This is a genomic window from Gemmatimonadaceae bacterium, assembly GCA_035533755.1.
Lineage (GTDB): Bacteria > Gemmatimonadota > Gemmatimonadetes > Gemmatimonadales > Gemmatimonadaceae > JAGWRI01.
In genome coordinates this window covers 15,089-27,772 of sequence record DATLTC010000077.1, presented here as the reverse complement: position 1 = coordinate 27,772, position 12,684 = coordinate 15,089, and the positions used below count along the sequence as shown (strand labels likewise).

At 67.0% G+C, this 12,684-nt stretch carries 8 protein-coding genes; 2 read left to right on the top strand and 6 right to left on the bottom strand.

Annotation, left to right across the window (positions count from 1 at the left end; all coding sequences use genetic code 11):
• Positions 1-42: 42 nt before the first annotated feature.
• The 4 genes from VNE60_11465 to VNE60_11450 form a co-directional block, all read right to left on the bottom strand.
• On the bottom strand, positions 43-2,442 hold the full coding sequence (locus VNE60_11465) for an aldehyde dehydrogenase family protein (GenBank protein HVB32136.1): 2,400 nt from the start codon (positions 2,440-2,442) through the stop codon (positions 43-45).
• Between the two features lie 86 nt (positions 2,443-2,528).
• Complete coding sequence (gene deoC, locus VNE60_11460; protein ID HVB32135.1) at positions 2,529-3,590, bottom strand: deoxyribose-phosphate aldolase; 1,062 nt, start codon at positions 3,588-3,590, stop codon at positions 2,529-2,531.
• Positions 3,591-3,715: 125 nt separating this feature from the next.
• On the bottom strand, positions 3,716-4,378 hold the full coding sequence (locus tag VNE60_11455; protein ID HVB32134.1) for a response regulator transcription factor: 663 nt from the start codon (positions 4,376-4,378) through the stop codon (positions 3,716-3,718).
• Positions 4,375-5,421: an ATP-binding protein gene (locus tag VNE60_11450; GenBank protein HVB32133.1), complete on the bottom strand. Its 1,047-nt coding sequence runs from the start codon at positions 5,419-5,421 to the stop codon at positions 4,375-4,377. Before VNE60_11450 ends, VNE60_11455 begins: the two co-directional genes overlap by 4 nt.
• 316 nt (positions 5,422-5,737) lie before the next feature.
• Here VNE60_11450 and VNE60_11445 point away from each other — a divergent pair, with 316 nt between their 5' ends.
• Positions 5,738-7,315: an ATP-binding protein gene (locus VNE60_11445; protein HVB32132.1), complete on the top strand. Its 1,578-nt coding sequence runs from the start codon at positions 5,738-5,740 to the stop codon at positions 7,313-7,315.
• Between the two features lie 83 nt (positions 7,316-7,398).
• Here VNE60_11445 and VNE60_11440 read toward each other — a convergent pair whose 3' ends face one another.
• Complete coding sequence (locus VNE60_11440) at positions 7,399-8,004, bottom strand: YceI family protein (protein ID HVB32131.1); 606 nt, start codon at positions 8,002-8,004, stop codon at positions 7,399-7,401.
• 459 nt (positions 8,005-8,463) lie between these two features.
• Between VNE60_11440 and VNE60_11435 the strand changes: the two genes are divergently transcribed.
• Entirely contained in the window at positions 8,464-10,515 is a 2,052-nt protein-coding gene (locus VNE60_11435) for a M13 family metallopeptidase (protein ID HVB32130.1), read from the top strand.
• A 74-nt stretch (positions 10,516-10,589) separates the two neighbouring features.
• Here the strand turns inward: VNE60_11435 and VNE60_11430 are convergent, their stop codons facing one another.
• On the bottom strand, positions 10,590-12,683 hold the full coding sequence (locus tag VNE60_11430; GenBank protein ID HVB32129.1) for a family 20 glycosylhydrolase: 2,094 nt from the start codon (positions 12,681-12,683) through the stop codon (positions 10,590-10,592).
• Position 12,684 lies beyond the last annotated feature (1 nt).

The following is a 12,684-nucleotide window of genomic DNA, read 5'->3' as shown; positions in this document are numbered from 1 at the left end:
GTTCCGCAGTTATCCGTCCTACCGTCCTACGCCCCTACCGTCCTACTCCCCATACGGAATCCAGATGTTCTTCACCTGCGTCGCCGCCCGCAGAAATTCGCGTCCCTCGCCCTGGCTCCCGTCGGTCCAATCACGCTCGCGCCATGAACACCAGGTGCGCTTCATGTTCGACGCCGAGGCATGCTCCACCGTCTGCACGCCTTCCCGTGAACCGAAATACCACATGGCTTCCACATCGTCGTGCTCGGCCAGCACCTTGGCCAGCGCCAGCGCGCCGCCGGTGACGATGTTCACCACGCCCGCCGGCACATCCGACGTTTCCAGCACGCTGTAGAAATCGGTGGCCGAGAGCGGAAAGCGCTCCGACGGGATCGCGACCACCGCGTTCCCCGTCGCGACCGCCGGCGCCACCAGCGACACGAGGCCGAGGAGCGGGTGCGGCTCCGGACAGGCCATGCCGATCACGCCGATCGGCTCGTTCATCGCCAGCGCCACGCCGCGAATCGGCACGTTGTGCACCGCGCCGTCGTACTTGTCGGCCCACGCCGCATAGGTGAACAGCCGCGAGATCGAGGCCTCCACCTCCTGCCCCGCCGCGCGCTTGCCCACGCCAGTCATGGCGTCGATGCGCGCCGCGAATTCGTCGGCCCGCACGGCGAGATTCTCGGCGATGTAGTACAGGACCTGCGCCCGCAGGTGCCCCGTGGCCTTGCCCCAGCCCGTCCACGCCTTGTGGGCCGCCTCCACCGCGTTGCGGATGTCCTTGCGGTTGCCCTCTCCCACTTCGCCCACCACGCGCCCACCGGCGCCCACGATCCGGCGCGTGTAGGCCGCATCCGGCCGCGCCTGCTTGCCGCCGATGAACAGTTTGGGCGTCCGGTCGATCGCCGGCAGCGCGCCGCGCGCCGGCGTCTCGGCGCTCTGCCCCGCGCTCGACGCGGCACGCCTGCGCACCGAGCCCTTCGCGGGCGCATGGTGCTCCCACTCGGCCTTGAGATACTCCCACATCCCCTCGCGCCCGCCCTCCCGGCCGAATCCGCTCTCGCGATACCCGCCGAACCCGGCCGACGCGTCGAACATGTTCGTGGAGTTGATCCACACGACACCCGCCTTGATCTTCGGCGCGATGTCCAACGCGAGGTTGATGTTCTCCGTCCAGACACTCGCCGCCAACCCGTAGGGCGTGTTGTTGGCCAGCGCCACGCTCTCGTCGGGCGTCCGGAACGTCATCTCCACGAGCACGGGGCCGAAGATCTCCACCTGCGCGATCGTCGATGCCGGCTCCACGTCGGTGAACAGCGTGGGCGGATAGAAGTAACCCTCCGTGGGACACGCCCACGATGGCTGCCACATCGTGGCCCCTTCGGCAATTCCCTGGTCCACGAGTTGGCGAATCCGCTTCAATTGCACCGGCGCGACGATCGCCCCCATGTCCACCGCCTTGTCCAACGACGACCCCAGGCGCAGCGTCTCCATCCGCGCCCGCAACTTGGCGATCAGGCGGTCGGCGATCCCCTCCTGCACCAGCAGACGCGACCCCGCGCAGCAGACCTGGCCCTGGTTGAACCAGATCGCGTCCACCACGCCCTCCACCACACTGTCCAGGTCGGCGTCTTCGTACACCAGGAACGGACTCTTCCCGCCCAACTCGAGGCTCAGCTTCTTGCCGCTCCCGGCCGTGGCACGCCGGATGATCCGCCCCACCTCGGTGGAGCCCGTGAAGGCGATCTTGTCCACCTCCGGATGCTCCACGATCGCGCGCCCCGTGTCACCGTCGCCGGTGACGACGTTGATCACGCCGGCCGGAATGCCCGCCTGCTCCGCCACCTCGGCGAACAGCAGCGCCGAGAGCGGCGTGAACTCCGCGGGCTTCAGCACCACGGTGTTTCCCGCAGCGATCGCCGGCGCGATCTTCCACGCCAGCATGAGCAGTGGAAAGTTCCACGGGATGATCTGCCCCACCACGCCCACCGCGCCGTAGCCGGCGAACTCCGTTTCCATCAACTGCGCCCAGCCCGCATGATGGTAGAAATGCCGCGCTACCAGCGGGATGTCGATGTCGCGCGTCTCCCGGATGGACTTGCCGTTGTCCATGCTCTCGAGCACCGCGAACAACCGCGAGTTCTTCTGTACCTCGCGCGCCAGCGCGTACAGGAACCGGGCCCGGGCATGACCGCTCAGTCCCTGCCACGCCGGCAGCGCCCGCCGCGCGGCGGCCACCGCGGCGTCCACATCACGGGCGCTGCCCTGCGACACCCCGGCCAGCACTTCGGCCGTGGACGGATCGATCACGTCGAACGTCTTGCCGGGCTTGGTCCACTTGCCGCCGATGAAATGCCCGAACGCCCGGCCGTGCCGGCCGAGCCAGGCCGTCGCTTCCGCGCTGCTCTCGGGCGCCGGCCCATACTCCATCGTCTCGAAAATCGAGGAAACTGTCGCCATGGTCGGGGATTGCTGGAGCGCCGTGTGAACGCGTGAACGCTGTGTCCGTCCTACCGTCCTACCCTCCTACCGTCCTACCATATGGCTCACCCCATCGGCTGCCGGTACCCCGCGGCGTACCGCCCCGTGAGGAACATCTCCAACTGCCGTTCGATGTCGGTGAGCAACCCGCTGGCTCCGAACCGGAACAGATCAGCCCGCAACCACCGGCTGCCCAGCTCTTCCTTCATGAGATAGAGGAACTCCAACGCCTGCTTGGACGTGCGCACGCCACCCGCCGGCTTGAATCCCACGGCGTACCCCGTCGCGTCGAAGTACTCGCGGATCATGCGGCTCATCACCAGGGCAAACGGCAACGTCGCGTTCACCCCCTCCTTGCCCGTGGAGGTCTTGATGAAATCCGCGCCGGCCTGCATCGCCACCATGCTCGCCCGCGCCACATTGCCCAGCGTGGCCAACTCGCCCGTGGCGAGAATTGCCTTCATGTGTGCATCGCCGCAGGCGGCCCGAAACGCCTTCACCTCGTCGTAGAGCGCCTCGTAGTTGCCCGTGAGCACATGGCCACGCGTGATCACGATGTCGATCTCCCGCGCCCCCGCCGCCACCGACGCATGGATCTCCTCGATCCGCTGCTCCAGAGGACTGAGGCCGGCCGGAAACCCCGTGGACACCGCCGCCACCGGAATGTTCGTGCCGCGCAGCGCGTCCACCGCGGTCTTCACCATCGCGTGGTACACGCACACCGCGCCCACCGTGATCCCCAGATGCTCCACCCCCAGCCCACGCGCGATCTCCTCGCGCAGCGGGTGCGCCGCCTTGGCGCAGAGGCGGCGCACGTTGCCCGGCGTATCGTCGCCCGACAGCGTCGTCAGATCGATGAGCGTGATCGCCCGCACCAGCCACCCCGCCTGCCATTCCTTCTTCACGGTGCGGCGCGTGGGAATCGTCGCCGCACGACGCTCCACCGCGCTCCGGTTCACCCGGATCGAGCGGACGACGTCCAGATCGAGCGGCACGCCCGGATTCCGGTCCACGTGCCCCGACGGTGGCTTGGGGCGATCGGACGTGACCAGCACGGGCCGTGATCCGTGGCCGGCGTGCTCCGTCGATACGCGGGACGCCGGCTCGAGGTTGCGATTGGCGGTCATTGAAGCAGCTCGGCTACATCGCGGACGCCATGCCCGGATGGACCCTTATACTAATGTCGGCAAACCGCTTCCGCACCCGCCGCCCCGGGAACCGACGCGCCGGATGGCCCCGGCTGCGGGCCAGGTTACTCCTCGGTCAGCAGGCCCAGATGCAACGCGAACTGCACGTATTCCGACCGGTGCTGGAGTCCCAGCTTCTCCTGGATCCGCTGCTTGTACGTGTCCACGGTCTTCGGGCTGATGAACAGGCGCTCGCCGATCTCCGGCGCCGAATAGCCCTGCGCCACCAACCGCAACACGTCACGCTCCCGCTGCGTGAGCCGCTCGTACTTCGTGCGTTCGTCGATGTGCTCGGCCTTCTTCCGCAAGCCGCCCGCCAGCACCCGGGCCGCCGACGGCTGCAGATACGTGTCGCCGTGCGCCACGGCCCGCACCGCGTCCACCAACTCCCGGTCCGCCGCGCTCTTCTGCAGAAATCCGCTCGCCCCGCTCTCCAGCAGCGGCACCAACGCTTCGTCGGGCGAGTGCATCGTGAGGATCAGGATCTTCGTCCGCGTGCCGGCCGCCGAGAGCGTCTTGGTCGCCTCCGCTCCGTCCATCTGCGGCATCGACAGGTCCATCACCAAGACGTCCGGATCGAGCTTCTCGGTCATCGCCACCGCATCGGTGCCGTTGGCCACCTCTCCCACCACCTGGATGTCCTTCGCTCCGCCGAGCACCGCCTTCAACCCGGCGCGGACCACCGTGTGATCGTCCGCCAGGACGACGCGAATGATGTCGTTTGTCACTGATTCAATCCCTCTTGCACGGTGGTCGTCGCGACCACGCTGGTTCCGCTTCCGGGGGCACTTGAAATCTGCAGATCGCCGCCCGCATGTGCGAGCAACTCCCGCGCCCGGAAGATCCCGATCCCCGTCGATGTCCGATCCGCCGCCGCGACGTCAAACCCCCGCCCGTCGTCCTCGATTTGCAGCCGGATCGTATGGTCCTCACGCGAAAGGCTGAGCCACACGGATCCTGCATGCGCATGCGCCTCCACGTTCCGTACCGCCTCTTCCGCCACCCGATACAGCGCCGTCACCAGCGCCAGCGGCAACGGCGTGTCCACCCCATCCGACGTCACGCTGACGTCGAGATTCGTGCGCCGCGACACGCGGCGCCCCAGCGCCTCCAGCGCCGCCGGCAGCCCGAATTCCCCGAGCAACCCGGGATACACCGACTCGGCCACGCCCTGCACCTCTTCCACCATGTGCGAGGCGATGTCTCGCGCCGCCGACAGCATCGGCGCCACGTCGGGGTCGCGGCATTCGCGCATCGCGGCCGCCAGATGCATCGTCAGCGCCGACAGTTGTTGCGCGGTGGCTTCCCGCAGTTCGTCGGCGATCCCCGCCCGCTCCGCCTCGCGCACCCGCAGACTCTGCCGCACCAGATGCCGGATCCGCGCCCGGTCGCTCTCCACCCGGCTCAGCAGCCGGTTGAACGTTTCGCCGAGCCGTGCAATCTGCCGGTCGGCGATCGCCGACCCCGGCACCCGCGCCGAGAAGTCCCCTTCGGACACCCGCTGAGCCGCGTCCTGAAGCCCGTCCAGCGGCAGCAGAGCCAGCCGCACCAACAGGGCATTGGCCACGAAGCTGATCGTCAACGCGAGACAGACCAGGGCGAACAGTCCCGGATGTCCGAATACCGCCGCCGCACTCATCGCCGCGACCGCGATCAGCATGTTCGCGCCCAACAGCTTGCCGATCAATGGCACGCGAAGCAGCCGCCGCCCCAGCGCGTGCCGCCCCGAGACCTCCGAGGCCGCGTCCGCCAACGGTTTGCTCGCCAACATCAGGACTGGAACCGGCGTCACAGAAGCCCCACCGTGGTCGCGAACAACGCCCGGGCCCGGCGGCGCTGATGGGCGCCGTGGCTCAGAGCTCGCGATGCGGAGCTGCAGTGGGTGATCCCCATGTGGGTCATGCGGTCTGCCGGCTGGAGGTGGGTCCGACTCGAACGTAGTTTTTGGAGTGGTGTCAAACTGTCGGGAATGAACGGGCTTGTGCTCAGGGGTTTTCAGGAACATTGTAGGGAAATGCCTGACGACCCAAGCCCCTACGAGAGCGTGCGTTGGATTAAGATTCCTGCAAGACACTCTCCGGCCCTCGATGACCGCACCGCTTCCCGGCTCACTGCTAGCTGAAATCATCGGAATCTCCGCCGATGCGATCATTTGCGTCGGTCGTGACCAGCGGGTGACGTTCTTCAATGAAGGTGCCGAACGGATCTTCGGCTACACGTCCGGTGAGGTGCTCGGGCAGCCCCTCGAGATGCTGCTCCCGGCCAGCGCCCGAGCCACGCACCACCACCACGTCGAACAATTCGCCAACTCCCCGGTCCACTCCCGTCGCATGGGAGAGCGCCGCCCGATCGCAGGCCGACGCAAGAACGGCGAGGAGTTCCCGGCTGAAGCAGCCATCGCCAAACTGGCGTACGGCGACGACATCCTCTCCTCGGTCGTGCTCCGCGACGTCACCGATCAGAAGCGGGCCGAAGCCCGGCAGCGCTTCCTGCTCGAGACATCGACGCTGCTGGCGGCGTCGCTCGAGTTGAACGAAACGCTCCAGCTGCTTGCCCGGCTGTGGATCCCGTCGTTCGCCGATCTCGCCGTCGTCGAGATGGTGCACCGCGGCGAGTTCTACCATCTGCGGGCGGCACGGTCCGCCGACGGCACCGTCGAGCACTCGGACATCGTGACGCTCGCCGGAAGACGATTCTCCGCCATCGAGGGCGTCGACGGCTCGCGAACGCAGCCGGTAGGCGGCGTGCCGGTGGACGTCGCGCTGGCAGCGGTGGCCCCGCCGCATCGGGCCGCCGTCGAAGCGCTCGCCCCGCGCACGGCCATGGTGGTGTCGCTGCATCATCGTGACGGGCTGCTCGGCCGAATCACGCTCTTCGCGGATCGTGCCGGCCCGCTCGCCGGCGATGATCTCATTCTCGCCGAGGACCTCGCGCACCGGTCCGCCGTCGCTCTCGAGAACGCGCGGCTGCACGAGCAGCTCCACCGCGCCGTGCGCGCGCGGGACGATACCATCAGCGTGGTGTCGCACGACCTGCGCAATCCGGTGAATGCCGTCAAGATGCTCGCCGGCGCCGTGTTGCAGGCGGCCGATCGCGCGGGCCTTCCCGCCGAGATCACCGAGCAGGTGAGCGTCATCCAGAGCGCGGCCCAGCAGATGGACACGCTCATCCAGGACCTCCTCGACATGAGCCGCGCCGAAGCCGGGCGATTCGCCGTCGATCTCCGGAGCGTGCCCTGCGCCACCCTGCTCCGTGATGCGCTGCGGACGCTCGCGCCGCTGGCCGCGAACAAGGGCGTGGCGCTCGTCACGGAGTGGCAGGAACCGCTGCCCGACGTCCAGGTCGATCCCGAGCGGATCACCCAGGTGATCTCCAACATCGTCGGCAACGCGATCAAGTTCACGCCGTCCGGCGGCTGCATTCGCGTCACCGCGTCCGCCGACCTGGCCAGCGTGCTCGTGTCGGTGATCGATACCGGTCCGGGAATCCCCGCCGAGCACCTGGCGCACATCTTCGATCGCTACTGGCAATCGAGCCGGCGCAATCGGGGTGCCGGCCTGGGCTTGCCGATCGCCAAGACGATCGTGGAAGCTCATCTCGGCCAGGTCTGGGCCGAGAGCGTTCCGGGCGAGGGCGCGACGTTCCGCTTCACCCTGCCACGGTAGGCGCACTCCCTCGGACCGGCGTAGCCAAAGAAAGAGCGGCGGATCCCCCACGGGGATCCGCCGCTCCCGACACCCGGAGGTCCTCATTGCTGCTGCAGGATCCCGGCAGCCACCGCGGCCGCCTGATCAGCCGACAGGTCGAACTTGATCACGATCTTGTCGCCCACCCGCAGCGTCCCGAAGAAGAACGACGGGGGCTTGATGCCGAAATCCGACATCTTGAGCTCCAGGCTGCCGGTCGCGCGGGCCACTCCGTTGGGGCTCCGCCCGCCGACCACCGTCATGTCCACCTGATTCGCCTTTCCGGCGATCGTGAGCACGCCGTGCGTCTTCGCCACGAAGCTGTCGGCCGCGGCTTCCGCCGACACCAGGTCGTAGCCGCGCAGCACGTAGGTGATGTTCGGGTAGTCCTTGGCGCGCAGAGTGCCGTACATGTTGTCATCCATCTGGCCATGCCCGCACTTGAGCGACTTCACGGGAATCGTCACTTCGACCCGATCCATGGGATGCGCCAGAGTGTTCAATGGTACGATGGAGTAGCTCGAATCCACCTCGACGAGCGCTTCGATGTTCTGGGTACGACAGGTGAAGCCGTGCATCGTCGACGTGCCGTCCAGCGAGAGCGTGCTCGAATCGCGCAGGACGAGGCGGGTACCCCGCCCATCCTGTGCCTTGGCGGTCGCGCCCATCAGGGTCAGGGCAGCGAAACCGAGAGTCAGGGAAAGCCGTTTCATGGAGAGCTCCTGCAACCAGGACTGAAGGAACTACTGAGATCGTGTGCTTAACCTAGGAAACACCGAACGGGCCCGGCGTCGGGTGATATGCCCCGGCCATGCACGGAATAACCGTATCTTTTTAGTCGCAAATCTCACGAGAGTGTAGGGCAATTGCCTACAATATGGCTCGCAACCAATGGGGGCCCAGAACGCGTGCAATGTCGTAAGATCATATACGACAGATACTTCCGATCAATTAAATATATGCAGATGGCTACTAATTCTGGCTCACGTGTGGGGCAATCGCTGGACTCCAATAATCCTCACATCACCCCGCCCGACCCCCCAGCATTTCCCGGACACCAGCCGGCACGCCACACCGTAGTTTCTCCCGAATCGACACACCGCTCTCACCCGACACACCCACCAGCCATGACCATCACGCGCCGACTCTCCGCCGCCCTCGCGGTCGTGCTCGCCCTTGCAACGGCCGGTCTCTCGCCAGCACGCGCCCAGACCCCGCGACCGCTCGATCGCGCCAACCTCGATACCACGTGCGCCCCCTGCACCGACTTCTACCAGTTTGCCAACGGCGGATGGCTCAAGCACGACACCATCCCCTCGGCTTACCCCTCGTGGGGCGCGTTCTACGCGGTCCAGGATCACAACTGGGACGTCCTGCACACCATCCTCGACCGCGACGCCAACGAGGCAACTGGCGGCAAGCTCGCCGCCGGTTCGGCCGCGTGGAAAGTCGGTACCTATTTCGCGGCTTGCATGGACACGGTCGCGATCGACCGGCAGGGAATCACGCCGCTCCAGCCGGTGCTCGATCGCATCGCCGCCATCAAGACACCCGCCGACCTCGAGCGGGCCCTCGGCAGTCTCGAGCACACCGCGGGCCTCGCCCCCTGGAGTGACGGCTCCGTACAGGACGCCAAGGACGCCACCGCGGTCATCGCCAGTCTCTCGCAGGGCGGACTCTCGCTGCCTACCCGCGACTACTACGTCAAGACCGACGATGCCTCGAAGAAGATTCGCGACGAGTTCGTGGCCCACGTGACGCGGATGTTCCAGTTGATGGGTGATCCCGCGGACACCGCGGCCGCCGAAGCCCGAACGGTGCTGGCCATCGAGACCCGGCTCGCCCTCGCCTCCAAGCCGCCGGTGGAACTGCGCGACCCCAACGCCAACTACCACAAGATGACGCTGGCCCAACTCGACAGCCTCACCCCACACTTCAATTGGGACGCGTTCTTCATCGCGCAGGGCGCCCCCCGCGTGCCCGCGATCGACGTCGGCCAGCCCGAATTCTTCAAGGCGGTGGACGGCATGTTCTCCACCGTCCCCGTGGCCGACTGGAAGGTGCTCCTCCGTTGGCGGGCCGTGCACGCCACCGCATTCGCGCTCAGTTCCCCGTTCGTAGCCGAGAACTTCAAGTTCAACCAGCTGTTCACCGGCGCCAGGGAGAACCTCCCGCGCTGGAAGCGCTGCTCCAACTCCACCGACCAGCGATTGGGTGAACTGCTCGGCCAGGAGTACGTGAAGGAAGCGTTCCCGCCCGCGGCCAAGGCCCGCGCCGTGAAGATCGTCGACAATCTGGTGGATGCGCTCCACGACCGGATCGAGCAGCTCACCTGGATGAGCGACACCACCAAGCAGCGCGCCCTGGCCAAACTCGCGGCGTACACGAAGAAGATCGGATACCCCGACCACTGGATCGACTACTCCAGGCTCGACGTCACCCCGGGCCGCTATCTGGCCGACGTCATGGCCGCCGACCAGTTCGGGAGCGCCCGCGACTGGGCCAAGATCGGCAAACCGGTGGATCGCACCGAGTGGGGGATGACCCCGCCCACGGTGAATGCTTATTACAATCCGCTCATGAACGAGATCGTGTTCCCGGCGGGCATTCTCCAGCCGCCCTTCTACAACCCCACCGCCGACGACGCCGTGAACTACGGCGCCATGGGGGCCGTGATCGGCCATGAGATGACCCACGGGTTCGACGACCAGGGCCGCCTGTACGACAAGAACGGGAACCTCAGGGACTGGTGGACCAAGGGCGACGCCGAACGCTACAACGCGCAGGCCGAGAAAGTGGTCAAGCAGTTCGACGGCTACACCGTGCTCGACTCCACGACGCACGTGAACGGCCAACTCACCCTGGGCGAGAACATCGCCGACTTCGGCGGACTCACGGTGGCCTACGCGGCCATGGAGAAGGCGCTCGGCAACGGACCGCGCCCCACGATCGACGGCTTCACGCCCGAGCAACGCTTCTTCCTGGCCTGGGCCCAGGTGTGGCGGGAACTCGACCGGCCGGCGTACGCGCGCATGCTCGTGAGCGCCGACGTGCACTCGCCGTCCCGATGGCGCGTGAACGGGCCGCTCAGCAACATGCCGGAATTCAGGAAGGCCTGGGGCTGCAAGGACGGCGATCCGATGGTCCGTCCGGACAGTCTCAGGCCGAAGATCTGGTAAGAGTGACGGTAGGACGGTAGGACGGTCGTGGGTAAACGGCGTTCCGCAGTTATCCGTCCTACTCCCCTACCGTCCTACCGTCCTACTCCCAACCCCGGCATACTCGCAGGAATGCCAACCACATCAGCCGGCGGCAAGTGGTGGGTGCGACCCAACACGGCCCGCGCGTCGGTGATCCGGTCTCCCCGGCTGATCCAGAGCTGGGTCGCCATGTCATACCGCGCCAGCACGTTGTGCAGCCAGTACGGGCGGTTCTCCCTGAGCCACGCCTGCTCGTACAGGTCGCGAATCAGCGAGTAGCCGTCGCGCAGATCCTGCGCCCGGCCGTTCATGCTCGACATGTCGATCAGCTCGGCGGCCGGCGACTGCACGCGCTGAGCGGGCGGCGTCGTGGTATCGGCGGCGCGCGCGTACATCTGCACCATTTCATCGGCGAATTCGAACTTCATCCCGATGAAGTCCATCTTGCGCGCCCCGAGCGCCATCGCATCCACCGCGTCCTGATTGCGGTGCACGAACGGACGGGCCTGGTCGATCAGCACCAGCGACGACTCGGCCAGGATGCGCAGATCGTGCACGACGGGCCGGATCTGCTGCGCCGTGCGCTGCCCTTCGCTCGACCACGGATCCACCCAGAACAGGTTGTCGCTCGCATCGCCCAGCCCCGCCTTGCTGAGCAGGGCGTGCGCCTCGGACAGCTTCATCTGCGCGTCGTCGATCTTGCCGGTGGTATCGCCGTTGAACACGCGCCCATACGCGTGCTCGAAGGCGGGAATGCTCGACTCACCCGCCTGCCAACCCGCCGCAGCGCCGAACAGCACGCCGTACCAGGTCTGGTTGAAGATCGCCTCGCCATCGTCGTCCCAACTCGTGTTGAGCACGCCGGTGGCGCCCAGACGCTGGCCGTCGCGCACGAAGCCCTGGATGTTGCGCAGCGCCACGTCGTTGTCGGGATAGACCCGGCTCCAGTTGCTCACCCCGGGCGCCACCCAGGTTTCCATGCCCGCCTGCCGGAAGGGATTGATGGCGTCGTCGAAGTGCTTCGACGGGCCGTATCCCCAGGCCACGGCGACCATGTCCTTGGGCAGCGTCTTCACCAACTCCGGACTGCCGCTCGCAATGTCACCCCAGAACAGCAGGCGCTTGTGCAGCGGCTGGAGGGTCGAATCGATGGACTTGAGGAAGTCGATGTATACCTGCCCCAAGCCCTCCGACTTCACGAGATCGCGCGTCTGGCCCTTGCCCAACTCCACGGTCTCGTCGGCGCCCAGATGCACGAACCGGCTCGGGAAGAGCGAGTCGATCTCCCAGAACATCTGCTTGATCAGGGCCATCGAGCCGGGCTGGCCCGGCGCGAGCACGTGGCCATGGGGCGTCTCGGCCAGACCGGAATAGAGGTCGTACTTCAGGATGTGGTGCAGGTGGCCGAACGCTTCCTGCTCCGGGATCACATCGATGTGGTAGCGGGCGGCGTAGGCGACCAGCTCCTTCACCTGGTCCGGGGTCATCGCGCCGCCAGGCGGCGCCGGCAACGGATTGGACGCGTAGTACAGCGTGTTCTCGAAGTAGGGCGAGTAGACGTTGACCTTGTACGCCGCCAGCGTCCGGATCTGCAGCTTCTGGAAGTCCAGCGTGGGCATCGGGCCGCGCGACAGATCGGCGTGGAATCCGCGATATCGCATGGCCGGCCAGTCGCGCACGTCCACCAGATGCAGGACGGCGCTCGTCCGCTCGCCGTCCACGAGCTGCTTCACCGTCTGCGCCCCGTAGAAGATCCCCGACGGCGTCTTCGCGATCACGGTGAGATGCGCGCCGGCCGACACGATCGCGTAGCCCTCGTCATCCATCGGCGCCGACCATTCGAGCTTGGCCGAGCGCAGGAGTTCGCGTGCCCGGGCCGTGCCGCTCCGCACGAACTCCACGCGCGCCGACGCCGATCCGCCGTACACCACGCGGAGGCCGAGCGCCTTGAGCGCGTCGCCGAGGTCGCGGGCCGCGAACCGATCGGCGGCGTCCCGGGGGAGATCGATCGAGACGCCGTGCCGGAGCGGGACGTCGTGCACGCGGCTGAGGTGCCGAGGCTGCGGAATGAGAGCGAGCGTGCTGTCGGTGGTCTGGGCGCCGGCCACCGAGGCCGCGAGCAGGACCGGAAGGATGGAGAATCGCATG

Coding starts and splice junctions, on each gene's coding strand:
- VNE60_11465 (HVB32136.1), bottom strand. CDS start 2,442: ATGGCGACAGTTTCCTCGATTTTCGAGACGATGGAGTATGGGCCGGCG.
- deoC (HVB32135.1), bottom strand. CDS start 3,590: ATGACCGCCAATCGCAACCTCGAGCCGGCGTCCCGCGTATCGACGGAG.
- VNE60_11450 (HVB32133.1), bottom strand. CDS start 5,421: ATGTTGGCGAGCAAACCGTTGGCGGACGCGGCCTCGGAGGTCTCGGGG.
- VNE60_11445 (HVB32132.1), top strand. CDS start 5,738: ATGACCGCACCGCTTCCCGGCTCACTGCTAGCTGAAATCATCGGAATC.
- VNE60_11440 (HVB32131.1), bottom strand. CDS start 8,004: ATGGGCGCGACCGCCAAGGCACAGGATGGGCGGGGTACCCGCCTCGTC.
- VNE60_11435 (HVB32130.1), top strand. CDS start 8,464: ATGACCATCACGCGCCGACTCTCCGCCGCCCTCGCGGTCGTGCTCGCC.
- VNE60_11430 (HVB32129.1), bottom strand. CDS start 12,683: ATGCGATTCTCCATCCTTCCGGTCCTGCTCGCGGCCTCGGTGGCCGGC.